Consider the following 25,266-nt stretch of genomic DNA (forward strand, 5'->3'; position numbering starts at 1 on the left):
TGAGGGGAGCATCACGCTGGCCCCGGTCCCACCTCGCCTTGGTCCCGCCCCGGCCCGGCCCCGGCCCCGCCCCGGCTCCGGCTCAGCCCTGCCCCCGGCCCGGCTCAGCCCTGCCCCCGGCCCGGCTCAGCCCTGGTCCCAGCCCTGGCCTCGGCCCCGCCCCGGCCCCGGTCCCGGCTCCGCCCCGGCCCCACCTCGTCCCGGCTCGGTCCTTGGTTCCGACCCCGGCTTCGGCCACCCTGCCCCCCGCCCCGGCCCCGACCTCGGCCCGCCCCCGCCCCCGCCCCGGGCCGGTCGGCCGGAGGTGCCGTGCGGAGCCCCCACCGCAATTTTGACACGACCTTGACAAATTAATTTTGCGTTGCCAGCATGCAAAAAGCCTCCCGGAACGCAGTGTTGGAGCGCTCTCCAGGAGAAAGAAGCCGCCTGTGCCCGTGCGCAGGAGCGGTCGCCGCACGTCGTACGCACGCAACCGCGCACCGCACGGCACGCCCTGCACACCGCACAGCGCACCCCGCACACCTGCACTTCGCGCACGCCCCGCACGTCGTACCGCCCCGCCGCCGGGACCCGTACGTCGCAAAGCGCGACAGCGCCTTGCCTGACAGACCCCACGTACCGTCAGGAAGGAACCACCCGACCATGTCACCCGCACCCGCACGGTGGTCCAGATGCGCCACCGCCCTCGCCGCCCTCCTCGCGGCCACGCTCGCCATTCCCGCCGCCGGCCCGGCCCTCGCCGCCGACCCCGAGGCGCGAGCCCCACGCATCGCGGCCGACATCCCCGCCGCCGACTACCAGCAGGTCCAACTCGCCCTCGGGGCGGCCGAGCTGGGCGAGGCCATGTCGCTCGCCGTGCTGCCCGACCGGTCCGTGCTGCACACCGCCCGCGACGGTACGGTCCGGCTGACCGACGCCGCCGGGGCCACGAGGACGGCGGGCAAGCTCGACGTCTACACCCACGACGAAGAGGGCCTCCAAGGCATCGCCGTCGACCCGGACTTCGCGGCCAACCGCTACGTCTACCTCTACTACTCCCCGCTCCTGGACACTCCGCCCGGCGACGCCCCCACCACCGGCACGGCCGCCGACTTCGCACCGTGGAAGGGGCACCTCAACCTCTCCCGCTTCGTCCTCAGGGCCGACGGCACGCTCGACCTCGGCAGCGAGAAGGTCGTCCTGGAGGTCGAGAGCGACCGGGGCCAGTGCTGTCACGTCGGCGGCGACATCGACTTCGACGCCGCCGGGAACCTGTACCTGACCACCGGGGACGACACCAACCCCTTCGAGTCGAGCGGCTACGCCCCCATCGACGAACGCACCGACCGCAACCCGCAGTTCGACGCCCAGCGGTCCTCCGGCAACACGAACGACCTGCGCGGCAAGCTGCTGCGGATCACGCCCACGGCGGACGGCGGCTACACCGTTCCGGCGGGCAACCTCTTCGCGCCCGGCACCGCGAACACCCGCCCCGAGATCTACGCGATGGGCTTCCGCAACCCGTTCCGGATGTCCGTCGACCAGAGGACCGGAGCCGTCTACATCGGCGACTACGGCCCCGACGCCGGAACCACCGACCCGAACCGGGGGCCCAGCGGCCAGGTCGAGTTCAACCGCGTCACCCGGCCCGGCAACTTCGGCTGGCCCTACTGCACGGGCACCAACACGCCCACGGAGACGTACCGCGAGTACACCTTCCCCAGCGGCCCCTCCGGTGCGACGTACGACTGCGCCTCCGGCCCCGCCAACAACTCCTTCCGCAACACCGGCCTCGCCACCCTGCCGCCCGCCCAGCCCGCCTGGATCCGGTACGCCGGTGACGCGGGCTCCCCGCCGGAGTTCGGCGGCGGCTCCGAATCCCCGATGGCCGGACCCGTGTACAACTTCGACCCGGACCTCGACTCCGCCGTGAAGTTCCCCGCCTCCCTCGACGGCCGCTTCTTCGCCACCGAGTACGGTCGCAAGTGGATCAAGCCGGTCGAGGTCGGGGCCGACGGATCGCCGGGCGCCATCGACACCTTCCCGTGGACCGGCACCCAGGTGATGGACTCCGCCTTCGGCCCCGACGGCGCGCTCTACGTCCTCGACTACGGAACCGGCGCCGACAACCAGGCCCTGTACCGCATCGAGTACCTCGCGGGCAGCAACCGCTCCCCGGTCGCCCGTGCCGCCGCCGACAGGACGTCCGGGGCCACCCCCCTCGCCGTCTCCTTCTCCTCTGCGGGCAGCGCCGACCCCGAGGGCGGACACCTCACCTACGCCTGGGACTTCGGTGACGGAGCCACCTCCACCGACCCGGACCCCAGCCACACCTACACCACCGCCGGGACCTACACCCCGACCCTGACCGTCACCGACCCCGAAGGGCTCACCGGCTCCGCCAGCCTCGTCGTGACGGCGGGCAACACCGCGCCCACGGTCACCCTGACCACCCCGGCGGACGGCGGCCTCTTCTCCTTCGGTGACTCCGTCCCCTTCACCGTGACCGTCAGCGACCCCGAGGACGGCGCGGTCGACTGCTCGCAGGTCAAGGTCACCTACCTCCTCGGCCACGACAGCCACCGCCACCAGATCACCTCGAAGAACGGCTGCTCCGGCACCATCGACGTCCCCGTCGACGGGGAGCACGACAGCGCCGCTGACATCTACGGGGTCTTCGACGCCGAGTACACCGACGCGGGCGGGCTCACCACGCACAGCGACGCGGTCCTCCAGCCCCGCCACCGCCAGGGCGAGCACTTCACCGCGCAGCAGGGCATCCAGCTCGCCCCGCACGGACCGGCCGAGGGCGGCGCGGCGGTCGGCTACACGGATGACGGCGACTGGGTCTCCTTCAAGCCCTACGCACTGGCCGACGCCACCTCCATCACGGCCCGCGTCGCGTCCGGCGGCGCGGGCGGCACCCTGGAGGTACGGGCAGGGTCCCCGACGGGCACCCTGCTCTCCTCCCTGCCCGTCGCCCCGACCGGCGGCTGGGAGAACTACGTGGACGTCACGGCGGACGTGACCGACGCCCCCGCCGGACCGACCGAGCTGTTCTTCGTCTTCACGGGCCCGACGGGCCGGGGCAGCCTCTTCGACCTGGACGCCTTCACCTTCACCACCCGGGGAGCGCAGGTGAACGAGCGATGAGACGGTCCCGTACCCGACGGCTCGCCTGCGCCGCCGCCCTCGCCCTCGGGGCCGCCTTCCTGGGCCCCGGTGTGCCGAGTGCGGCAGCCGCCGACCCCTACCAGGTCCTCGTCTTCTCCAAGACCGCCGGATTCCGCCACGACTCCATCCCGGCGGGCATCGCCGCCCTCCAACAGCTAGGCGTGGAGCATGACTTCACCGTCACCGCCACCGAGGACGCGACCGCCTTCACCACGCGGAACCTCGCCGAGTACGAGGCCGTCGTCTTCCTCTCCACCACCGGCGACGTCCTGGACGACACCCAGCAGAGCGCCCTGAAGGGGTACGTCGACGGGGGCGGCGGATTCGTCGGCGTCCACGCGGCGGCCGACACCGAGTACGACTGGCCGGAGTACGAGGACCTGGTCGGGGCGTGGTTCCGGAGCCATCCGGCGATCCAGGAGGCCCGCCTCACCACCGAGGACCACGACCACCCGGCGACCGCGCACCTGGACGACACCTGGACGCGGACCGACGAGTGGTACAACTACCGCTCCAACCCCCGCGACAGCGTCCGCGTCCTGCAGTCCCTGGACGAATCCAGCTACAGCGGCGGCGAGATGGGCGGCGACCACCCCATCACCTGGTGCCACGAAGAGCAGGAGGGCCGCTCCTTCTACACCGGACTCGGCCACACCGCCGAGTCCTTCGCCGACCCGGACTTCCGCCGGCTCCTGCTCGGCGGCGTCCAGTACGCGGCCGGAGCCGTCGAAGCCGACTGCTCCCCGGGTGACCCAGGACCGGACCCGGGCGGCGACAGCGCGGAGGCGGAGGCGTACACCTCCTCCTCCGGCGTCCAGACCGCCGCGCACGGACCCGCGAGCGGCGGAGCCACCCTCGGCTACATCGACGACGGCGACTGGGCGGGCTACTCCTCCCTCGACACCGCCGGGGCCACCGCCTTCACCGCCACCGTCTCGTCGGCCGGCGCGGGCGGCACGATCGAGATCCGCTCCGGCTCCGCCACCGGACCGCTCCTCGGCTCCGTGGACGTCGCCCCGACCGGCGGCTGGGAGACCTTCACCGAGGTCACCACCACGCTGAGCGCCGGAACGGGCCCGCTCTTCCTGCGGTTCACCGGGGGAGCGGGCGCCCTGTTCGACGTCGACCGCTTCACCCTGACCCGCGCCCCGGCCACCGAGGACGAGGGCTCGTCCAACGTGCACCTCTTCTACTACCCCTGGTACGGGACGCCCGAGGGTCCGGGAGGCGGCTGGCGGCACTGGCAGCAGGGCGGCCACACCCCGCCCGACTCCATCGGCGCCGACCTCTACCCGAAGCTCGGCCCGTACGACTCCGGGGACATCGCCGGAGCGGTCGACCAGCACATGGTGTGGGTCAAACGGTCCGGCGCGGGCGTCATCGTCTACAGCTGGTGGGGACAAGGGGGGTACGAGGACGGCCTCGCCGCTGACGTGCTGGACGCCGCCGCCCGCCACGGCATCGAGGTCGCCTGGCACATCGAGCCGTACAGCGGCCGCACCGCCGCGTCCGTCGTCGACGACATCGGACATCTGGAGGAGAGGTTCGGCGACCATCCCGCGTTCTTCCGGGACCCGGCACACGGCGACCGCAACGCCTACTACGTCTTCGAGAGCCTGAGGATCCAGGACTGGTCGGCACTGGAGGCGGTCAAGGACACCGCCATCGTCCTCGCCCAGACCACCGACACCAGCAAGGTCGACCACTTCGGGGGGATCTACACCTACGACGGCATCGCCGGAGCCACCGCCCCCGGCTGGAAGAACGCGGGCGACTACGCCCGGGCCAACGGCCTCGTCTGGGCCCCCTCGGTCGCCCCCGGCTACATCGACGACCGGGCCGTGCCCGGCAACACCACCCCGACCCTGGGCCGCGAGGACGGCGCATCGTACGACCTGGAGTGGAGCAACGCCCTCGACCCGGCCATCAGCGGTGAGCCCGCCTGGGTCTCCGTCACCTCGTTCAACGAGTGGCACGAGGGCAGCTCCATCGAACCGGCCACCTCCACCCCGCCCCCGGGCCACGGGTACGAGACCTTCGAGGGGGCATACGGCACGCGTGGCGAGGCCTCCGAGACGGCCTACCTCGACCGGACCGCGTACTGGGCCGACCGGTTCGAGCAGCAGCTCCGGCAGCGCGGGTAGGCCTGCCGGACCCACGGACGAACGTCCGCGTTCCGGCGGGAACGCGGGCGTTCTTCTCGGCCCACGGACGTCATGGGCGCCACGGCTGTCACGCGTGGCACAGGTGCCACGGACGTCACGTATGGCGCGGGTGCCACGGACGTCATGCGTAGCGCGGGCGCCACACGTGGCACGGGTACCACGCACGGCGCGGATGTCACGCACGGCGCGGATCTCACGTCGGGCACGGACCTTACGTGGGGCATGGACCTTACGTGGGGCATGGCAGGGGTTTCCGCGGCGCTCGGGTCTCCGGAGCGTGACGACCGGGCGAGGGCCGGCCCGCTCCCGACTCCCTCAGCCAATATCGTCACAAGCTGGGACAATCGCCGTATGGATCGGCTGGACAGAGAAATCCTCGGCATTCTCCAGGAGGACGCCCGGATCTCGTACCGGGATCTGGGCGTACGCGTGGGGCTCAGCGCCAACGCGGCGGGCGACCGGGTCCGCCGGATGCGCCGCGACGGGGTCATCCGGGGCTTCACCGTCATCGTCGACCCGGCCGCCGACACCCGTTCGGGCCTGGTCGTCTTCATCGATGTGACCTTGCGCCTCGACACGACGAACGAGGAGTTCGAACGGTCGGTGCTGATGCTGCCCGGGATCACGGAGGTGGTGCACGTGACCGGTGGCCACGACTACCTGCTGCGGGCCACGGCCGCGGACCCGGGGGCCCTGGACAGCCTGCTGCGCCGGCTGAAACGGGAGGCCGGTGTCGCCCACTCGAACACCCGGATCGCGCTGCGGGCGGCCCCGAAGCACTGAGGCCGGACCGCCGGGCCCGGGATCAGACCGGGGCCTGCCAGGTCACCGTCGTCGGCCTGCCGTCGTCCTCGCCGCGCCCGTCGTCCGCGACCACCAGGCGTACCCCGGCCCGCCCGTCCGGGAGCCGGACCGTGGCGTCCACCTCGACCTCGATCGCCGAGACCCCGGGCCTGCGGTGCGCGGCGGCCAGCGCCCCGCGCAGGGCGGCCAGCAGCTCCCGGCCCGTCACCTCGTCCACCAGCGCGTCCACGGCCCCGGTGAACTGCACCGACGGCGGAAAGCCCAGCAGGGCCGCCGCGCCCCCGGTCTCCCGCAGCACCCGTCCCCGGAAGGTGCTCGGGGCCGCGGCGGGCGGCTGCTGGAGGGCGAAGATGGCGGTGCGGACCTCCTGGATGGTGGAGTCCAGCTCGTCCACGGCCCGCCCCAGCAGCACACCGGCCTCGGTCTCCCCGCCCGCCTCACCGCCGTCTCCTGCACCGCTCTTTCCGCCATTCCGGGCCTCCGGCTCTCCGCCCGCCCCGGCGCCCGCCTCTCCGCCGTCCCGGACCTCTGCCTCTCCGCTGTCCCCTGCGCCGCTCTTTCCGCTGTTCCGGGCCTCGGGCTCTGCGCCCGCCCCGGCACCCGTCCCTTCGCCGTCTCCGGCACCGCCCTCTCCGCCGCCTCCGGCCCGCGCCTCCCTGGCGTCCCCGGCGCCCGTCCCTCCGCCGCTGCCGTCCTCCACGGGGCCCGCGGGCTCCTCCGACGCCGCTCGCCGCCGGGTCGACTCCAGCATCATCTCGGTGGCGAAGAGCCGCTGGACCACCAGATCGTGCAGGTCACGGGCGATCCGGTCACGGTCCTCGTACACCGCGAGCTGCTCCCGGTCGGCCTGCGCGTCCGCCAGCACCAGGGCGAGGGCCGCCTGCGAGGCGAACTGGGTCGCCAGCAGCCGGTCCACCTCCGTGTAGGGGCGCTCGCCGCGCCGCCGCGGCAGCGCGAGGGTTCCGATGAGCCGCCCGCCGCTCTGCAACGGCAGCATCATGCTGGGCCCGAAGCGGGAGCGTACGCCGGTCGTCATCCGGGGATCGGTGGCCGAATCGTCGATGAAGACCGGTTCGCCGCCGAGCAACTGCACGAGCACCGGCGAACCGGGCTCGATCACCGTGCCGACGATGCCTGCCGGGTCGTCCGGTGTCGAGGCGGTGACGATCTCCATCCCGCCCTCCTCCGTCGGCTGGAGGATCACCCCGGCCGACGCATCGGCCAGCACCCGGGCCTGCTCGGCCACCGTCATCAGGGCGTCCGCCGCATCGGTACCGGTCAGCAGGGCCGTCGTGACGGCCGCCGCGCCCGCGATCCAGCGCTCGCGCTGCCGGGCCGTCCCGTACAGCCGGGCGTTGGCGATCGCGATACCCGCCTGGGCGGCCAGGACCCGCAGCAGACCCAGGTCCGTCTCCGTGAACGGCCCCGGCCGCTTCCCGGCGACGTACAGGTGGCCGAACTCCTCGGTCTGCACCACGATCGGCGCCCGGAGGAAACCCGGCTCGGCCTCCGCCGCTCCGGTGGTGTAGAGGGCGTCGATCCGGTCCCGGTCGGGTTCCAGCACCGCGAGCGCACCGCGGCGTGCTTCGGTGAGCGCGGTGGCGGTCTCCACGATCTGCTGGAGGGTGGAGCCCAGATCCAGATCACTGCCCACGCTGAGGACGGCTTCCAGAAGCATCGGCAGCCGCTCGACGGCGGCGTCGGTCCCGCCGGATCCGCTCCCGGCGGGTCCCGTTCCGGCCGGTCCGCTCCCGGCGGGTCCTGTTCCGGCCGGTCCGCTCCCGGCGGGTCCTGTTCCGGGCGGCCCGTTCCCGGAAGGGCCGTTCCGGGCCGGTCCTGTTCCGGCGGGTTCGGCGTCGGCCGGTCCGGGCTCAGTCGATCCGTTCCGGGCCGATCCGTTCCGGGCCGGTCCGGAGTCCACGGGCCCGCGCGTCCGCGCCGACGCGCTCACCCCGCCAGCGGGTTGAGGACCATCGGCTGGATCTTGCCGTCCAGCATCGCGCCCAGGCCGAGCACCGAGCAGACGTCGGGGCGCTCCGCGATGTGCACCGGCATCCCGGTCGCGTCCCGCAGCATCTGGTCGAGGCCCGGCAGCAGTGCGCTGCCGCCGACCATCATGATCCCGCGGTCCGCGAGGTCGGCCACCAGGTCCGGCGGACAGTCGCGGAGGACCTTGCCCACGCCGTCGAGCACCGCGGTGAGCGGGGTGTGGATGGCCTGCCGCACGGCGGCGGTGTCGACCTGGACCGAGCGGGCCAGCCCCGTCGCCACGTCGCGGCCGTGGATCTCCGTGAGGGCGGGGCCGGTGAGCTGGAGGCCGTTGCCGTGCAGCGCCAGCTGCAGCGGGCGCACGGACTGGCTCGGCAGCAGCAGCTCGTGGTGCTGCCGCAGGTGCTGGATGATCGCCTCGTCGATCGCGTTGCCGCCCACCGGAATCCGTACGGCGGTCACGATCGAGCCGAGCGAGAGCACCGCGATCTGGGTGGTGGCGGCCCCGCACGCCATGATCATGGTGGCGGTCGGCTGCTCGACCGGCAGCCCGCAGCCCACGGCCGCCGCGATCAGGGTGTCGACCAGCTCGACGCGGCGGGCGCCGAGCCCGACGAGGGTCTCGACCGTCGCCCGCTGCGCCAGTGGATCGGCCTCGTGCGGGGTGCAGGCGGCGGCACGCAGCCGGGGCTTGCGGCGCAGCTGGCGGCGGAGCTTGTCGCCCAGCAGATGACGCAGCATCCGCTGGGCCATCTCGATGTCGACGACGGTCCCGCCGGAGACCGGGCGGGCCACCCGGATGTACTCCGGGGTGCGGCCGGCCATCTGCTCGGCGAGCGCGCCGACGGCGATGAGGGAGCCGGTACGGGTGTTGACGGCGGCGACGCTCGGTTCGTCGACGACGAGCCCGAGCCCCTTCACGTACACCCGGGTCCTCGCGGCCCCCAGGTCGACGGCGACATGGCAACGCTGCAACTGCTCAAGGCTGACGGTCACGGCGATTCTCCCGAGCGCGCGGATGGGGGGCACCGGCGGGCGGCCGGTCTCTCCTTGCCATGGTGGCGCTGCCCGGTCCTTCGCGCGCGTTGAGATGCGCCGTAAGAGAAGTGGGAGCTGACGACTCCTCAGCTCGCGGGCCCGGCAGCAGCCGCTGGAACAGTCCCCAGGTGAACTCCGCGACCCTCTCCCGGCCGGACCCGGGATCCGTGACGGCCAGTGACCACCGGGTCGGGGCGCTGCCCTCCATCGGCCGGGCCGGGGGAAAGGCGCGGGCCGCCTCCTCCACGGTGCACGACCAGGGGAGCAGATCCGTTACGGAGGTGAGCTCCGGGCCCGCCGCGCCCGGGGCCCGGACCAGCCACTCGTTCCAGACGGCGCCGCCGGGCCCGGCCATCACCTCGAACCGCAGATCCGGCCAGAGGGGCACCGGCCACAGCAGCGCCTCGCACTCCAGGTCGCCGACCCGGCGCGGCAGGACCAGCTCCGGTTCCCCGAGGACCGAGCGGTAGCGCCGCAGCGATCCCCGGCCCCGGGGCGCCCGCACCATGGCCTGCCAGCGGCGGTTGGCCTCCCGCATGTCGGCGAGGGAGGCGCTCAGCTCGTGCCGGGCATCCTCGACCAGGCCGGGCTGGAAGTCGGCCATCCGGCGCAGCAGGACGAGCTGGAACTGGAGGGGGCCGAAGGGGGCGGGGGTACTCATGCCGCCCATCCTCCCGCGTGTCCGGCGTATCGGACCGGGTGTCCCCGGAATCCCGGCTTCGTCACACGATCCTCACCTGGGCGGGTTCCCCGGCCGTTCCGAGCCCGCCTAACCTGCGGGCGCCATGGATTACTGCCACCCGTGCCGACGGCATCTCAACGGAGCCCTGGCCTGCGCCGGGTGCGGTACGCCCGCCGAGGCGCTGGGCCCCTGCGCGATGCCCGCGGCCACCGGCCCCGCCCCGGAGGGGCTCCACGGTCCGGCGGCCCCGGCCGACCGGGCCGACCGCCACCGCCGGACCCGCCGGGACGCCCGGCGCGAGGCCGCCCGGACGTCTCGGAGCGAGGCCGCACGCGGGCCCCGCCCCGGCTCCCGGCGACGGGCTCGCGGCAGTCACCGGCGGCGCGGCCGGACCCTGCTGCTCGGGGCCCTCGGGCTGCTCCTGGCCGCGGGCGCCCTGAGCCTGGCGGAACTGGCCCTGGAACCCGGGCGGGACGACACCGCGGCCGACTTCGTCAGCGAGGCGCCGCGCGACCCGGCCGACCCCGCGCCTCCGCAGCCCTCCGCCGAGGAGCCGCGCGACCCCGGCCCGGCCGGCTCCCGGGCCCCGTCGACCGCGGGCCCCGCCCGGACGCGGAACCGGCGGACGCCGGCAGCGGCACTCCGGAGCCGTCCGGGCCGCCGGATCCCGGCGCCTCCGCCCCGGTCGGGCCGCCCCTCTCCCCGGGCCCCGGTGAGGGGACCATCCCGGCGCCCCCGCCGAACCGCCGGGGCAGGGCGACCCGCAGGAGCCGACGACCGCGCCCGCGTCACCGCCCCCGGCGGACCCGACGCCCAGCCCGAGCCCGAGCCCGTCCCCGACCTGCACCCGCTTCCTCTGGTGGTGCACGTAGCGGTCGGTCCAGGTCAGCGGGCGGCCCACGTCAGCGGGTGGTCCGTCAGCTGCCGGAGCGCACCGGCGGGCGGCCCACATCCGCGGTCGGCGCCCGTGAGCAGGAGGGCCCGGCGCCTACGGGCTGTCCTCGCCCAGCATCCGGCGCAGCAGGTCCCGCAGGACCGTGCGCTCGGCCTCGGAGAGTCCGGCCAGCGGTTCCCGGGCGAAGTCCAGCGCGTCCCGCAGCTCCCGGGCCGTACGCCGGCCCTCCTCCGTCGCGGCGGCCAGCTTCACCCGGCGGTCGGCCGGATCGGGCCTGCGCTCGACCAGCCCCCGGGTCTCCAGCCGGTCGACGATCCCGGTGATGTTCGACGGCTCGCACTTCAGCCTGACGGCGATCTTCCGCATCGGCAGGGGCTCCAGCGAGAGCAGCCCGAGCACCCGGGCCTGCGCGCCCGTGAGGGAGTGCTCGGCGGCGGCCCGGTCGTACTCCTCGTGGTAGCGCGCCACGACGGTGCCGATGAGCTCGACGACCTCAAGGGTCAGGGTGTCTGTACGAGTGGCCATGGACGACAGCGTACCGATTTACTTGACATCATGAAATATTCAGGAGCATGGTTGTTTCATGTCATGAAGCTTTTCGTGCCGTCCGGCGCGGAGGCTCACCCCCCCCCGTAGGACATTGAGGAGAACCCGAGCCCATGTCTGCAGCACTTCCCGCGTCCAGCCGTGAATGGCACCTCGTCGCCCGCCCGCACGGCTGGCCCAAGGCCGAGGACTTCGCGCTGCGTGAGGCCGCGGTGGCCGCTCCGGCCGAAGGCCGCATCCTCGTCCGCAACCACTACTTCTCCGTCGACCCGTACATGCGCGGCCGGATGAACGACGTGAAGTCCTACACCCCGCCCTTCAAGCTCGACCACCCCATGGACGGCGGCGCGGTCGGCGAGGTCATCGCCTCGAACGCGGAGGGCTTCGCCGTCGGCGACCACGTCCTGCACGGTCTCGGCTGGCGCGAGATCGCCGACCTGCCCGCCCGGCACGCGGTGAAGGTCGACGCGGGCATCGCCCCGCTCTCCGCCTACCTCGGCGTGCTCGGCATGCCCGGACTCACCGCCTACGCGGGCCTGTTCGAGGTCGCCTCCTTCAAGGAGGGCGACGCGGTCTTCGTCTCCGGCGCGGCGGGTGCCGTCGGCAGCCAGGTCGGCCAGATGGCGAAGCTCAGGGGCGCCTCCCGGGTCATCGGCTCCGCGGGCTCCGACGAGAAGGTCAAGCTCCTCGTCGAGGAGTACGGCTTCGACGCCGCCTTCAACTACAGGAACGGGCCGGTCCGCGACCAGCTCAAGGCGGCCGCCCCCGACGGCATCGACGTCTACTTCGACAACGTCGGCGGCGAGCACCTCGAAGCCGCCATCACCTCGCTCAACCTGCACGGCCGCGCCACCCTCTGCGGCATGATCGCCCAGTACAACGCCACCGAGCCGACGCCCGGCCCGAACAACATGGCGATGATCATCGGCAAGCGGCTGCGCCTCCAGGGCATCCTCGTGAGCGACCACTCCGACCTCCAGCCGCAGTTCGTCCAGGAGGTCGCCGGCTGGCTGGCCTCGGGCGAGCTGAAGTACCAGGAGACCGAGGTCGAGGGCATCGAGAAGGGGTACGACGCCTTCGTCGGTCTGCTGCGCGGCGAGAACACCGGCAAGATGATCGTCTCCCTGGTCTGACCCGCCTCCTGGCCCCACCGGCCACGCGTTAGGCTCGTCCGCAGGCCGTCGCGATCGTGGGCGCGAGTCGCGGCGCACCAACCGGAGGAAACGTCACACCATGACCATCCAGAAGATCGACGTCGCCTACACCGCCGTCGCCACCGCCGAGAACGGCCGCGACGGCCGGGTCTCCTCCGACGACGGTCAGCTCGACGTCGTCGTGAACCCGCCGAAGGCCATGGGCGGCAGCGGCACGGGCACCAACCCCGAGCAGCTCTTCGCGGCGGGCTACAGCGCCTGCTTCCAGGGTGCTCTGGGCGTCGTCGCCCGCCAGGAGAAGGCCGACGTCTCCGGCTCGACCGTGACCGCGTCGGTCTCCCTCGGCAAGACCGAGGCCGGCGGCTTCGGCCTGGAGGTCGCGATCAGCGCCTCCATACCGAACGTCGACGCCGCCACCGCGCAGGCGCTCATCGAGAAGGCCCACCAGGTCTGCCCGTACTCGAACGCCACCCGCGGCAACATCAAGGTCGAGCTCTCGGCCGCCTGACCGCCGAAGCCGCCCGCGAGGACCGCACCCCGCCCCGGGGTGCGGTCCTCGCCCGGTTTCCGCACGCCGTACGCTGACGCCCATGAGCGATCTCGGGGCGGGTTTCGGCTACGTGATGAAGGGGCAGCGCTGGGTTGCCCAGCACGGACGATGGTTCGGCTTCGGGCTGCTGCCCGGACTCGTCACCCTCGTCGTCTACGCCGGAGCGCTGATCGGACTGGGCTACGGGGCCGACGACCTCGTCGGCTGGGCGACCCCGTTCGCCGACGACTGGTCCTCGCCCTGGCAGGGGCTGCTGCGCACCGGACTGACCGCGCTCGTCTTCGTCCTCGGCCTGTTCCTCGCGGTCATCACGTTCACCGCCGTGACCCTCCTGGTCGGCCAGCCCTTCTACGAGTCGCTCTCCGAGGAGGTCGAGCGCGGCGAGGGCGGCGAGGTCCCCGAGTCCGGACTGCCGCTCTGGCGGGAGCTGTGGATCTCCGCCCGCGACTCCGTACGCATCCTGCTGCGCGTCGCCCTGTACGGGATCATCCTCTTCGCCTGCGGTTTCATCCCCGTCGCCGGGCAGACCGTGGTCCCCGTGATCGGCTTCTGCGTCTCCGGCTTCTTCCTGGCCGAGGAGCTGACCGCCGTCGCCCTCCAGCGCCGGGGCCTGGTCCTCAAGGACCGCCTCGTCCTGCTCCGCGGCCGCCGGATGCTGGCGCTCGGCTTCGGTGTCCCGCTGGTCCTGTCCTTCCTGGTCCCGCTCGTCGCGGTGTTCCTGATGCCGGGAGCCGTCGCCGGGGCCACCCTGCTCGCCCGCGACCTGGCCGACCCGGCCCCGGACGCGCGGCCCGGTCCCGGCGCCGCCGACGGCGGCGCCGCTCCGGCGCCCCGGACCCGGTCCGTGTGACGCAGCCGCCCGGACCCGGTGACCGAGCCTAGGACGGAGGTCCGTCCGCCGTGATCGTGCGGTAGGCGATCTCCGCCAGCCGGGCCTGGCCGTCGCGGCTCGGGTGGAACCAGTCCCACGGGCTGAGCTGCGCCCCGGTGAACCGGAAGTCGAACACCGCCCCGCCGTCGTAGCGGCAGTGGCGGTCCTTCGCGCACACGTCCCGCAGGACCTCGTTGTACGCCACCACCCGGTCCCGCACCGCGTCCCGCCGGGCCACCGCGGCGGGCCCGAGGTCGTCCGCGTCGGCGAGCATGGACCGGCAGATCCCTAGGTCCCAGATCTTCTTGCCCAGCTCGTTCACCCGCCCCGTCGACCAGAGCCGCTTCAGATCCGGCACGCTGGAGACGTACACCTGCGCCTTCGGGGCCCCCGCCCGCAGCTGCCGCATCGACGCCTCGAACGACGCCCGGAAGTCCGCCACCGGCGTCATCAGCCGCACCGAGTCCCGGCACGCGTCGTTCGCGCCCGTCATCACCGTCACCAGCTCCGGCCGCTCCTTCGCCGCCCTCGCCATCTGCTCGGGCAACTGCACCATCCGCGACCCCGACACCGCGAGGTTCCAGCTGCGGTCCGCCGCCTTCGACGGGCCGAGCAGCCGGACCGCGAGACTGCGCACCGCCTCGTCCGTGCCGGTCGCCCACGACACCTCGGGGCAGTCGGCCAGTACCGAGCACGCGTCGAAGCCCCGGGTGATCGAGTCCCCGACCGCCGCGATCGACCGGGGCCGGGGGTTCCAGTCCGGAGCGGGGGAGGGGGACGGCGAGGCGCTGCGCGAGGCGGCCGGCGCGTTCTGCGACACGCCGCCCTCCGGGCCGCCGCCGGAACATCCGGCCAGCGCCGCGACGCCGAGGGACGAGAGCGCCGTCAGCGTGGCGGCAGCGGTACGCATCCGTGGGCGTGTCGCACGCTCCGGCATCGGTCGGATCCCCTCCGGTCACCCTGTGGCGTATGCCTCTGGACATGCCCCCGGCAAGCACATGATCCCCAGGTCGGGGCCGTGCGCGCCCTGCCGGGTGAAACCCGGCGAATCAAGGGCCTGAGACCGACGGTACGTCACACGGACGGCCCCGGCGCACGGTAGCTTTTCCCCGTCGAACCAGCGGCGTTCCGCCCGCCCGCGCGCACACGGACGGCTCCGGTACATTACGTCACGTCACATACTGTTCCCTTTCAGGAGATTAACTCCCGATGCTGTTTACTGATGACAACCTCGGGCCCTGGCCGGAAAGAGGCGGTACGGACGCGAGGCCGCTGGGGAAGGCGTACCTCGTCCCATACGGGAGGTTCCGGTGACGACACGTGGAGTCCTGTACGTTCACTCCGCACCGCGCGCGCTGTGCCCACATGTCGAGTGGGCAGTGGCGGGCGTCCTCGGTGTGCGGGTCCAGCTGGACTGGATCAGACAGCCGGCCGCGCCCGGCACCTGGCGGTCCGAATTCTCCTGGAAGGGCCGTGCCGGCACCGCCTCGCAGCTCGCCTCCGCCCTGCGCGGCTGGGACCTGCTGCGCTTCGAGGTGACCGCCGAGCCGTGCCCCACCGCGGAGGGCGAGCGGTACAGCTCCACCCCCGGCCTCGGCATCTTCCACGCCGTGACCGGCATGCACGGCGACATCCTGGTCCCCGAGGACCGGCTGCGGGCCGCCCTGGCGCGGTCGGTGCGCGGCGAGAGCGACCTGGAGGCCGAGATCGCCTCCCTGCTCGGCAAACCGTGGGACGACGAGCTGGAGTCCTTCCGCCACGCGGGCGAGGGCGCCCCGGTCCGCTGGCTCCACCAGGTCGTCTAGCCGCCGGGGGCGCGACCAAGCCCCTCCGGCGCTCCTGACCTCGCGGTGACCGGGGCCGTCGAGCCCCACCGGCGATGTGAGGGGCGGGGCCCGGGGCGGGACCCCGAGAACAGCGAAACCCGCCCCCTCCGAGAGCAGCGAAGCCCGCCTCCCGGGAACCGGGAAGCGGGCTTCACCCGTGAACGCCTTCGTGTCACACGGACCGGAACGCCAGCACCACGTTGTGCCCACCGAACCCGAACGAGTTGTTCACCGCCGCGATCGGCCCCTCGGGCAGCGCCCGGGGCTCGCCGCGCACGATGTCCGCCTCGACCGCCTCGTCGAGGTCGTCGACGTTGATGGTCGGCGGTGCGATGCGGTGGTGCAGCGCGAGCACGGTGGCCACCGTCTCGATACCGCCCGCGCCACCGAGCAGGTGCCCCGTCATCGACTTCGTCGCCGAGATCGCGACGTGGTCCAGGTCGTCGCCCAGGACCCTCCGCAGCGCCTTGATCTCCGCGATGTCACCCTGCGGCGTCGAGGTGGCGTGCGCGTTGAGGTGGACCACCTCGGACGGCTTGAGGTCGCTGGAGTCCAGCAGGTTCTGCATGGCGGCGGCGATGCCCCGGCCGGTGGGCTCGGGCTGCGCGATGTGGTGGGAGTCGGCCGACAGGCCCTGGCCCAGCACCTCGCAGTAGACCTTCGCACCACGGCGGGCGGCGTGCTCGGCGGACTCCAGGACGACGACGCCCGCACCCTCGCCGAGGACGAATCCGTCCCGGCCGGTGTCGTACGGACGCGAGGCCTTCTCGGGCTCGTCGTTGTTCTTGGACATCGCCATCATGTTGGCGAACGCGGCGATCGGCAGCGGGTGGATGGCCGCCTCGGTACCACCGGCGACGACCACGTCGGCACGGCCGGTACGGATCATCTCGACGGCGTACCCGATGGCCTCGGCGCCGGACGCGCAGGCCGAGACCGGGGTGTGGACACCGGACTGGGCGTTGACCTCCAGGCCGACGTTGGCCGCCGGGCTGTTGGGCATGAGCATGGGCACGGTGTGCGGGGAGACGCGGCGTACGCCCTTCTCCTTCAGCACGTCGTACTGGTCGAGCAGGGTGGTCACACCGCCGATGCCGGAGGCGATGACCGAGCCGAGACGCTCGGGGCGGACGGTCTCGTCCTCCTCGCCGGCCTTGCCGGTGTAGCCCGCGTCCGCCCACGCCTCGCGGGCCGCGATCAGCGCGAACTGCGCCGAGCGGTCCAGCTTGCGGGCCAGCGGGCGGGGAAGGACGTCGCCCGGGTCGACGGCCGCGAGGGCGGCGATCCGGACGGGCAGTTCGGCGAAGCGCTCGCCTTCGAGAGGCTTGACGCCGGACCGGCCGGCCATCAGACCTTCCCAGGTCGATGCGGAGTCGCCACCCAGCGGAGTGGTTGCGCCGATACCGGTGACGACCACGGTGCGATTGGTCGAGTTCACTGGAAAATCTTCTCCACGTGTAGAGGGTCGTGAATCAGCGGCGCCACCGCCGGGTGGCGACACAGCCGGGCTGGGATCAGCCCTGGTGCTTCAGGATGTAGTCGGCAGCGTCGCCGACCGTCTTGAGGTTCTTGACGTCCTCGTCGGGGATCTTCACGTCGAAGCGCTCCTCGGCGGCGACGACGACCTCGACCATGGACAGCGAGTCGACGTCCAGGTCGTCGGTGAAGGACTTGTCCAGCTGGACGTCCTCCTCCGGGATACCGGCGATCTCGTTGACGATCTCGGCGAGACCCTTGACGATCTCTTCCTGCGTGGCGGCCATCTTGGCGCTCCTTCGGTGGTTTTCTTCGGTGTTCGTAGCTACGGACCCAAAAGGTCCGGTGTGCCTAGGGGAGGGTAACGACCGTCGCGGCGTAGACGAGACCCGCCCCGAAGCCGATGACGAGCGCGGTGTCGCCGCTCTTCGCCTGACCGGTCGCCAGAAGCCGCTCCATCGCGAGCGGGATCGAGGCGGCGGACGTGTTGCCGGTTGACTCGATGTCACGGGCGACCGTGACGTGCTCCGGCAGCTTCAGGGTCTTCACCATCGAGTCGATGATCCGCATGTTGGCCTGGTGCGGGATGAAGACGTCCAGGTCCTCCGGGGCGATCCCGGCCGCGTCCAGCGCCTGCTGGGCGACCTTCGCCATCTCGAAGACGGCCCAGCGGAAGACCGCCTGCCCCTCCTGCGTGATGGCGGGGAACTTGACCTCGCCCTGGGAGTCGAGCGGCAGCTGCGAGACGTCGCCGAGACGGAACTCGTTCCAGCCGACCGTCTGCTTGATGGTCTCGGACTTGTCGCCCTCGGAACCCCACACGGTCGGGCCGATGGCCGGCTCCTGGGAGGGGCCGACGACGACCGCGCCCGCGCCGTCGCCGAACAGGAAGGCCGTCGCGCGGTCCTCCAGGTCGGTCAGGTCGCTGAGCCGCTCCACGCCGATCACCAGGACGTACTCCGCCGAGCCCTCGGCGACCATGCCCTTGGCCAGGGTGAGGCCGTAGCCGAAGCCCGCGCAGCCGGCCGAGATGTCGAAGGCGGCGGGCTTGCCCGCGCCGATCCGGTGGGCGATCTCGGTGGCGACGGCCGGGGTCTGCTTGAAGTGCGAGACGGTCGAGACGACGACCGCGCCGATCTGCTCGGGGTCGATGCCCGCGTCGGCGATGGCCTTGCCGGAGGCCTCGATCGACATCGCGGCCACGGTCTCCTCCTCGGAGGCCCAGTGGCGGGTGACGATGCCGGAGCGGGAGCGGATCCACTCGTCGGACGAGTCGATCGTCTCGAGGATCACCTCGTTCGGCACGACCCGGGTCGGGCGGTAGCCGCCGACCCCGAGGATCCGTGCGTACGGGGCGCCCTTGCTGGGCTTGATCTTCGACATGCTCGCTCCTTAGACGCCCGCGTGCTCGGAGATGAGCGCGCGGGCCGCGTCGAGGTCGTCGGGGGTCTTGAGCGCCAGCGTCCTGACACCGGGCAGCGCGCGCTTGGCGATCCCGGTCAGGGTGCCGCCGGGGCACAGCTCGACGAGTGCGGTGACGCCCAGGGACTGGAAGGTCTCCATGCACAGGTCCCAGCGGACCGGGTTGGCGACCTGCCCGACCAGCCGGGCGATGACCTCGGTACCGGTGGCCACGGTGTGGCCGTCGGCGTTGGAAACGTAGCGCACGGTCGGGTCGGAGACCGTGAGGTCGCCGACCGCCGCGCGCAGCTTCTCCACGGCCGGGGCCATGTGGTGCGTGTGGAACGCGCCGGCCACCTTCAGCGCGACCACCCGGCGCACGCCCTCGGGCTTGTCGGCCTCCAGGGCGGCGAGCTGGGCGGCGGTGCCGGCGGCGACGATCTGGCCGCCGCCGTTGACGTTGGCCGGGGTGAGCCCGAGCTTCTCCAGGTGCGGGACCGAGACGGCGGGGTCGCCGCCGAGGAGGGCCGCCATACCGGTCTCGGTGACCGCTGCGGCCTCGGCCATGCCGAGCCCGCGGGTCCGGACGAAGCGCAGGGCGGCCTCGTCCTCGATGACACCGGCGAGCGCGGCGGCGGTGATCTCACCGACGCTGTGGCCCGCGACGACGTCGGGGGACGCGGCGTCCAGGGCGGTCGCGGACAGCAGCCCGGCCGCCACCAGGAGCGGCTGGGCCACGGCCGTGTCGCGGATCTCGTCCGCGTCGGCCTTCGTGCCGTAGTGGGCAAGGTCGAGCCCGATGGCGTCGGACCAGGCCGCGATGCGGTCGGCGGCACCGGGGAGGTCGAGCCAGGGAGTCAGGAAGCCGGGCGTCTGAGCGCCTTGGCCGGGAGCGACGAGTACGAGCACCCTCACACTCTCTCTTGTGGACGGCTCCGCACGCCCGTGGGGACAGGGACGAAGAACCGTCGGGGGAATTGTTGAAGTCCAACAAAAGTCTAGGACTGAGGATCGGCTGCGGCCAAGCGCCCCAGGATCAGGGCGATCCGCAGCGTGAACGCGGAGCGCACGTCGGAGGGTGACCATCCGGTGACGTCGGTCACACGTCGCAGCCGGTAGCGCACGGTGTTGGGGTGCACAAAAAGCATCCGGGCGGCGCCTTCCAGACTGCTCGCCTGCTCCAGATAGACACTCAGTGTTTCCAGGAGCGCCGAACCGGCCTCCTCCAGCGGTCTGTAGATCTCCTCCACCAACTGCTCCCGCGCGGCCGGGTCTCCGGCCATCGCGCGTTCCGGGAGGAGATCGTCCGCCAGCACCGGGCGCGGCGCGTCCTGCCATGCCGAGCACGCCTTCAGCCCGGCCGCCGCCGCCTGTGCGGACCGGGTCGCGGCCAGCAGGTCGGGGACGACGGGCCCGGCGACGACCGGGCCGGCCGCGTACGGCCCGATCAGGCCCTTCGCGACCTGGAGCGGATTGTCGCTGCCGCCCGCGATGACGACGAGCCGGTTGCCCAGGACCCCGGTGAGGACCTGGAGCTTGGCGTGCCGGGCGGCCCGCCGGATCGCCTCCACGGTCAGTTCGCTGTCGCCGTCGGGCGCGGTGCCGAGGACGACGCAGACGTGCTCGGGGGAGTTCCAGCCGAGCGCGGCGGCCCGCGAGACGGCACCCTCGTCGGCCTCGCCGGAGAGCACCGCGTTCACCACCAGCGACTCCAGCCGGGCGTCCCAGGCGCCCCGGGCCTCGGCGGCCTGGGCGTAGACCTGGGCGGTGGCGAAGGCGATCTCGCGCGCGTAGACGAGCAGCGCCTCCCGCAGCACCGACTCGTCGCCGGGGGCGGCCACCTCGTCGATCGCGGCCTCCATGACCTCGATCGTGGTCCGCACCATCTCCACGGTCTGCCGCAGGGTGATGGCCCGGGTCAGTTCGCGCGGGGCGGTGCCGAACACATCGGTCGAGATCGCCTGCGGGGTCTCGGGATGCCGGAACCACTCGGTGAACGCGGCGATGCCGGCCTGGGCGACCAGGCCGATCCAGGACCGGTTCTCCGGCGGCATCGCCCGGTACCACGGCAGCGATTCGTCCATGCGGGCAATCGCGTTCGCGGCCAGCCGGCCGGAGGACTGCTCCAGCCGTTTCAGGGTCGCGGCATGCAGGTGGGCGTCGTGGGCGGCGGGCTGCTCAGGATCGGGTCGGGGCACGAGGACAAGACTGCCTTATCGGGCCGGTGGTCCGGTGGGCCGGGGCGACGGTGCCCCGTACCGGCGGGTAGTCGAACTCCTGGCGGCCACCCCCGCCGAACGCGCGTCCGCACGGCTACCGTGGCCGGGTGATTTCCGTGCACCGGTCCGACGACCGCTACCGGGGCGGGGACGAGGCCGCCGGGATCGACACCCGGCACGCCCTGTCCTTCGGCCCCTTCTACGACCCGGACAACCTCCGCTTCGGACCGATCCTGGCCTGCAACGAGGAGCGCCTCCTGCCGGGCGCGGGCTTCGAGGAGCATCCGCACAGCCATACGGAGATCGTCACCTGGGTGGTCGAGGGCGAACTGACCCACCGCGACTCGGCCGGCCACTCCACCGTCGTCCGCGCCGGGGACGTGGCCCACCTGAGCGCCGCCTCCGGGGTCCGCCACGTCGAACGCAACGACGGCACGGACCCGTTGACCTTCCTCCAGATGTGGCTGGCCCCCCTGGAGCCGGGCGGTGAACCCGCGTACACGGTGGTGCCCGGCATCGCCGATTCCACCCCGTACGCCCTGCCCGGCGCGGGCGCGATGCTCCATGTCCGCCGCCTGGCCGAGAGCGAACGCACCGCGGTCCCGGACGCGGTGCGCCTGTACGTGCACGTGGTGCGGGGCCGGGTCGCCCTGGACGGCGAGGATCTCGGCCCCGGCGACGCCGCCCGGATCACCGGCGCGGAGGGCCTGGAGGCGGTCGCGGCCGCGGGCCCCGCGGAGCTGCTGGTGTGGGAGCTGGCGGGCTGAGGCCCCGCCCCCGGCCGCCCGGGGGCGGGGGCGGGGCCTCAGTTGCTCCAGGGTCGGCCGGGGTCAGCTGATGGACTTGATGCTGCCCCAGCCGCCGGTGCCGACCTGGATGCTCGGGCCGTCCACCGGGCCGTGGATCGAGCTCGCGCCCTTGTAGAACTTCAGGGTGCCGTCGCCCGCGGTGGTCCACATGTCGGCGACGCCGTTGCGGTCCGCGTCGGCCGCGCCCGCGATCAGGGGGCGGTGGGAGACGGTGTAGCCGTGGCCGTACTCGGTCCGGCTGCCGAACGTGTTGTTCGACAGGCCGAGGTAGATGTACAGGATGCCGTCACGCCTGTCCCGGGCCAGCAGGTCGACCCGGCCGTCCTTGTCGGCGTCGCCGGGAGCCGACAGGTCCATCACGTCCCAGCCGCTCGTGCCGATGACCACCGGGGCGGCGACGGTCGGCGTGGGCGCGGACTTCCCCTTGTACAGGTACAGCTTGTTGCTGTGCTGGACGACCAGGTCGGGGTGCCCGTCCCGGTCGACGTCCCCGGCGCTCACCAGCTTCGAGTCGGTGGGCAGCCCGGTGAGTAGCTTGACCGGGGAACCCAGCGTGCCGGTGCCCCGGTTGGGGTAGACGCGCAGTTCGCCGCCCACGATGGCGACGACGTCCTCCATGGCGTCCCCGGTCCAGTCGCCGCGGTGCGTCACCGCGGCACCCGACCAGCCGCCGGTGCCGATCTGGATCCGCGAGCCGAGGGCGCCGGTGCCGGTGCCCGGGTAGAGGTACAGCTTGCCGGTGTTGTCCACCGCGACCAGGTCGGGCTTGTTGTCGCCGGTCAGGTCGCCCGGGACGGCGGCGGTGGTGTCCGTGATCCAGGCGCGTACGTCGTCCACGCGGGTCGCGACGGCGCCCGTACGGGTCTCGGTGGCCGGCGTACCGGTGCAACCGCCCATCCAGGACCTGCTGGTGACGGCGAGCAGTTCCTGCCGGCCGCCGCTCTCGCGCAGGACCGGGCCGCCGGCGTCCCCCTGGCAGATGACCGCGTCGCCGACCGCCGTCAGCGCGATGTCCGCCGAGGCGTCGCCGTTCGCGGTGAACGACCCGGTGTGCAGCCGGTCGGGCATCCAGGTCGTCCTCGTCCGGCCGAACCCGGCCGCGGTCACGTTCTCGTCGGCCGTCGCCGGGGTGGCGGCCAGGGCGATCGGCTGCACACCCGCGACGCCCACGCCCAGCTTCACCAGGACCAGGTCACGGTCGGCGTGCGGGACGAGCTCGACGGCGGTACGGACGGCCCCGCCCGTGGTCTGCGTCAGGTCGGTGCGCCCGACCGTCACGGTGGTCGTGACCTTGGGCTTGCCCGGCTGGACCACGCCCGTGGCGTCGGTGAAGCAGCTCGCGGCGGAGAGCACCCACCGCGGATCCACGAGCGTTCCCGTGCAGGAGCGGTCGGAGGGTCCGACGACGATCCTCGCGGTGTGCCCGAAGACGGCCGCGTCGGCCGGCGCCCCCTGCAGGGCCATGGCGGGCGAGGAGACGAAACTCCCCGCCACGGTTGCGGCGACAGCTGCGCCGACGGTCCAGAATGTGCGTCTGTGCGAACGAGGCACGACGTTTACCCCCATGGAATGAATGTCCGGGGCCCTCGCCGACTGAGGACGAAAGCCCGTAAGTGACCGGATTCAAACACGGCTTGACCGGCTCCGTCCGGCCAAGATCAGGAACAACGGGCAAATTTCACGGCGGACCGTGTGGACTATGTCACTACAACCATGTCCCTTTTACGCGTACGGGCTCGGCCGACCGGCGCGACGGGCCCGCCACAGGTCGCGGAGGAGCGCGATCTCGGCCATGTGATGAATGAGCTCCAGATTGGCGTTGGCCAGGGTGCCGACGTACGCGTCGTCGGGGTCGGAGCCGTACGGATACTGCGAGAGGCCGACCGTGTCGAGCTGCTCCTCGGTCAGCGTGCCCATGCTCGCGCGATGGCGGTCGAGCGTCGCCCGGAACCGCTCCAGCGCGAGCGAGGCGGACGGGGTGAAGTCGACCAGCAGGTGCGGGTCCTGCCGCCGTTCGCCGAAGGTCCACTCCCAGCGGCCCGCGAAGTCGGAGTGCAGATGCCCCAGCCGCCACGCGATGGTGGTGACCGGTACGACGTCGGGCTCCGGCTCACCGGTGAAGGCGAGGACCTCCTCGACCCGTGCGACGCTGACGCTCCAGTCCTCGGCGATCTTCGCGACGGACATCCCGTCCGCCGCCTGCCGCGCGACCTCCGCGTACTCGCTCGCGGGAATCTCCGGTGCGCCCTTGTCCATGACCCAGTCGCCGGGCCCGTACGCCCGGGGCGTGACCGCCTCCTCCCGGCGCCGGATCGACCAGCTTCCGGGCGCGGGCTCCCACAGGTACTCCTCGTCCCCGAGGCCCCGCAGCCGGACGTCCGCCATCTCCCGTGCCTGATCGAACTGGTCGATCAGGATGCCCAGTCGGTCGGTCCGCGGACCCTGGCCGCTCATCAGCAGCTCCCTCGTCGTGAAGCCGCGGGCGGTCCCCGGCGTCCGGAGGGAAGGTAACGGCTCGCTCCGTGCGACGCGACCGAATTCCCGGAGGCCCCCGGGGCGTCAGGTCACCCCTCGGACTGCTGGGACTCCCGCTTGTACTTCTCCGCCAGCCGGTCCAGCTCACGCATCGCCTGGGCGTGCCCGCTCAGACGCAGACTCACACTGCCGGTCGTGAACAGCGCCGTTCCCACGAGCGCCACCGGGACCGAGAGCCCGAGGACGGCCAAGGCCTCGGGCCAGTCGCGTTCGTTCGCGCAGTAATCCCCCGCTTGAACCCCCTCGTTGGCGGTGCCGCCGTCGGTGAACAGGCGCGCCGAGCACTCCCTCTCGAAGCCGGTGCGTGTCTCGATCGAGTACTCGGTCGTCAGCAGAATCGCGCACCAGCCCCAGAGCAGGCCGGCCAGGATCAGCAGGCCGGTTCCCGCGTCACGTATACGGGTTGATCGCGCCCGGAATTCGAGGTCGTACTCTCGTGATCGCATGGCGGACGAATCTAGCAGCGCACCGCGCGGCTCAGTCCATCCGGGCACGGACGGCCAGGACGGCGACCAGCAGGGCCGGCAAAGCAGGAGCGTGAAGGCGATCGCGCAACCGCCGAGCCGGCCCGCCCGGGCCGCCGGACCGGCGTTGAGGACGGCGGTGGTGAACGCGAGGACCACGGCCTGCCCGAGGTTCATGGTGGTGGACCACCACCCCGGGGCCAGGAGAGAAGTTGAGTCAGGGCCGAAGCGCGGGCAACCGGATACTGGCGTGAACTCGGCACGGGGGCAGGCGAGACGGGGCTCGCTGCGTGGGGTCGGGTCAGCCGGACGCCAGGAGAGCCGCAACGGCGACGCCGATGGTGGCGAGGAGACAGAAGTCGGCAATCCAGGAGACGGTGATGGTCCGCCGTGACTGCTCTTCGGTGCGCGGGCCCCTGCGCTGCCGGACGATCTCTTCGATCCGTGCGACGGCCCGGTCCGACGATCCGGTGAAGTGGTCCAGGAGCGACCCGCCGAACGCGGCCTTCGCCTCCATCTCCGCGTACGGCTCGAACCGTGTGGGCAGTTGGCTCCCCTGCACCAGGCCAACCGGGCGGGAGAACGTCCCGTCCCGGAGGAGTCGTGGGTGGGGATCTTCTTCGTCGTCTCGATCTGGCCGGGAGACCGTCTGGTTCGCGTGCCTGACCACGCCCGAGCGGGGCGGCCGC

The 25,266-nt window shown here is 72.6% G+C and carries 20 protein-coding genes and 2 pseudogenes; 8 read left to right on the top strand and 14 right to left on the bottom strand.

Going from position 1 to position 25,266, the window contains the following annotated elements; translation table 11 throughout:
* Positions 1 to 642 precede the first annotated feature (642 nt).
* The 3 genes from KME66_RS24725 (at position 643) to KME66_RS24735 (ending at position 6,101) form a co-directional block, all read left to right on the top strand.
* The gene (locus KME66_RS24725) at positions 643 to 3,132 is read left to right on the top strand and encodes a PQQ-dependent sugar dehydrogenase (protein WP_216326030.1); all 2,490 of its coding nucleotides are present in this window, start codon (positions 643 to 645) and stop codon (positions 3,130 to 3,132) included.
* Positions 3,129 to 5,297, top strand: a complete 2,169-nt coding sequence (locus tag KME66_RS24730) for a ThuA domain-containing protein (RefSeq protein ID WP_216326032.1) — start codon at positions 3,129 to 3,131, stop codon at positions 5,295 to 5,297. Before KME66_RS24725 ends, KME66_RS24730 begins: the two co-directional genes overlap by 4 nt.
* 372 nt (positions 5,298 to 5,669) lie before the next feature.
* Entirely contained in the window at positions 5,670 to 6,101 is a 432-nt protein-coding gene (locus KME66_RS24735) for an Lrp/AsnC family transcriptional regulator (protein ID WP_030577666.1), read from the top strand.
* Positions 6,102 to 6,123: 22 nt separating this feature from the next.
* Here the strand turns inward: KME66_RS24735 and KME66_RS24740 are convergent, their stop codons facing one another.
* From KME66_RS24740 to KME66_RS24755, 4 genes and pseudogenes are all read right to left on the bottom strand, one after another.
* Positions 6,124 to 7,800, bottom strand: coding sequence for a GAF domain-containing protein (locus KME66_RS24740; RefSeq protein WP_216326034.1), 1,677 nt, complete (start codon positions 7,798 to 7,800; stop codon positions 6,124 to 6,126).
* Between the two features lie 269 nt (positions 7,801 to 8,069).
* Positions 8,070 to 9,107 (bottom strand): rod shape-determining protein, encoded by a 1,038-nt coding sequence (locus tag KME66_RS24745; protein ID WP_073218699.1) that lies wholly within the window; start codon positions 9,105 to 9,107, stop codon positions 8,070 to 8,072.
* Positions 9,108 to 9,246: 139 nt separating this feature from the next.
* Positions 9,247 to 9,810, bottom strand: a pseudogene (locus KME66_RS24750) (hypothetical protein); the annotation flags it as partial.
* Between the two features lie 1,009 nt (positions 9,811 to 10,819).
* A complete protein-coding gene (locus tag KME66_RS24755) occupies positions 10,820 to 11,251 on the bottom strand; it encodes a MarR family winged helix-turn-helix transcriptional regulator (protein WP_073218692.1) in 432 nt (143 codons plus the stop codon).
* Between the two features lie 134 nt (positions 11,252 to 11,385).
* Between KME66_RS24755 and KME66_RS24760 the strand changes: the two genes are divergently transcribed.
* From KME66_RS24760 to KME66_RS24770, 3 genes are all read left to right on the top strand, one after another.
* Positions 11,386 to 12,405: an NADP-dependent oxidoreductase gene (locus KME66_RS24760; RefSeq protein ID WP_073218689.1), complete on the top strand. Its 1,020-nt coding sequence runs from the start codon at positions 11,386 to 11,388 to the stop codon at positions 12,403 to 12,405.
* Between the two features lie 100 nt (positions 12,406 to 12,505).
* On the top strand, positions 12,506 to 12,934 hold the full coding sequence (locus tag KME66_RS24765) for an organic hydroperoxide resistance protein (RefSeq protein ID WP_216326036.1): 429 nt from the start codon (positions 12,506 to 12,508) through the stop codon (positions 12,932 to 12,934).
* 82 nt (positions 12,935 to 13,016) lie between these two features.
* Positions 13,017 to 13,826 carry an EI24 domain-containing protein gene (locus tag KME66_RS24770; protein WP_216326038.1) on the top strand — a complete coding sequence of 270 codons (810 nt, stop codon included), beginning with the start codon at positions 13,017 to 13,019 and terminating at the stop codon, positions 13,824 to 13,826.
* Between the two features lie 28 nt (positions 13,827 to 13,854).
* Here the strand turns inward: KME66_RS24770 and KME66_RS24775 are convergent, their stop codons facing one another.
* The gene (locus KME66_RS24775) at positions 13,855 to 14,757 is read right to left on the bottom strand and encodes an SGNH/GDSL hydrolase family protein (protein WP_216326040.1); all 903 of its coding nucleotides are present in this window, start codon (positions 14,755 to 14,757) and stop codon (positions 13,855 to 13,857) included.
* 400 nt (positions 14,758 to 15,157) lie between these two features.
* Here KME66_RS24775 and KME66_RS24780 point away from each other — a divergent pair, with 400 nt between their 5' ends.
* Positions 15,158 to 15,652, top strand: a complete 495-nt coding sequence (locus KME66_RS24780) for a DUF3145 domain-containing protein (protein WP_032761950.1) — start codon at positions 15,158 to 15,160, stop codon at positions 15,650 to 15,652.
* Positions 15,653 to 15,845: 193 nt separating this feature from the next.
* Here KME66_RS24780 and fabF read toward each other — a convergent pair whose 3' ends face one another.
* The 5 genes from fabF to KME66_RS24805 form a co-directional block, all read right to left on the bottom strand.
* Positions 15,846 to 17,111: a beta-ketoacyl-ACP synthase II gene (fabF, locus tag KME66_RS24785; protein WP_073218675.1), complete on the bottom strand. Its 1,266-nt coding sequence runs from the start codon at positions 17,109 to 17,111 to the stop codon at positions 15,846 to 15,848.
* Between the two features lie 76 nt (positions 17,112 to 17,187).
* A complete protein-coding gene (locus KME66_RS24790) occupies positions 17,188 to 17,436 on the bottom strand; it encodes an acyl carrier protein (RefSeq protein ID WP_003969376.1) in 249 nt (82 codons plus the stop codon).
* A 64-nt stretch (positions 17,437 to 17,500) separates the two neighbouring features.
* On the bottom strand, positions 17,501 to 18,532 hold the full coding sequence (locus KME66_RS24795) for a ketoacyl-ACP synthase III (protein WP_216326042.1): 1,032 nt from the start codon (positions 18,530 to 18,532) through the stop codon (positions 17,501 to 17,503).
* Positions 18,533 to 18,541: 9 nt separating this feature from the next.
* Positions 18,542 to 19,459 carry an ACP S-malonyltransferase gene (locus KME66_RS24800; RefSeq protein ID WP_073218667.1) on the bottom strand — a complete coding sequence of 306 codons (918 nt, stop codon included), beginning with the start codon at positions 19,457 to 19,459 and terminating at the stop codon, positions 18,542 to 18,544.
* 89 nt (positions 19,460 to 19,548) lie between these two features.
* Positions 19,549 to 20,748 carry a CdaR family transcriptional regulator gene (locus KME66_RS24805; RefSeq protein ID WP_073218664.1) on the bottom strand — a complete coding sequence of 400 codons (1,200 nt, stop codon included), beginning with the start codon at positions 20,746 to 20,748 and terminating at the stop codon, positions 19,549 to 19,551.
* A gap of 128 nt (positions 20,749 to 20,876) precedes the next feature.
* On the opposite strand from KME66_RS24805, the gene KME66_RS24810 reads away from it, so the two are divergent.
* Positions 20,877 to 21,536: a pirin family protein gene (locus tag KME66_RS24810; RefSeq protein ID WP_216326044.1), complete on the top strand. Its 660-nt coding sequence runs from the start codon at positions 20,877 to 20,879 to the stop codon at positions 21,534 to 21,536.
* 63 nt (positions 21,537 to 21,599) lie between these two features.
* Here KME66_RS24810 and KME66_RS24815 read toward each other — a convergent pair whose 3' ends face one another.
* From KME66_RS24815 to KME66_RS24835, 4 genes and pseudogenes are all read right to left on the bottom strand, one after another.
* Positions 21,600 to 23,042: an FG-GAP-like repeat-containing protein gene (locus KME66_RS24815; protein ID WP_178378947.1), complete on the bottom strand. Its 1,443-nt coding sequence runs from the start codon at positions 23,040 to 23,042 to the stop codon at positions 21,600 to 21,602.
* Positions 23,043 to 23,300: 258 nt separating this feature from the next.
* A complete protein-coding gene (locus KME66_RS24820) occupies positions 23,301 to 24,032 on the bottom strand; it encodes a DinB family protein (RefSeq protein WP_216326046.1) in 732 nt (243 codons plus the stop codon).
* Between the two features lie 110 nt (positions 24,033 to 24,142).
* Positions 24,143 to 24,559: a hypothetical protein gene (locus KME66_RS24825; RefSeq protein WP_216326048.1), complete on the bottom strand. Its 417-nt coding sequence runs from the start codon at positions 24,557 to 24,559 to the stop codon at positions 24,143 to 24,145.
* A 514-nt stretch (positions 24,560 to 25,073) separates the two neighbouring features.
* Positions 25,074 to 25,216 (bottom strand): annotated as a pseudogene (locus tag KME66_RS24835) (XRE family transcriptional regulator); the annotation flags it as partial.
* Between the last annotated feature and the right edge of the window lie 50 nt (positions 25,217 to 25,266).

The sequence above is a fragment of the Streptomyces sp. YPW6 genome (assembly GCF_018866325.1).
In the GTDB taxonomy this organism is placed as follows: Bacteria; Actinomycetota; Actinomycetes; order Streptomycetales; family Streptomycetaceae; genus Streptomyces.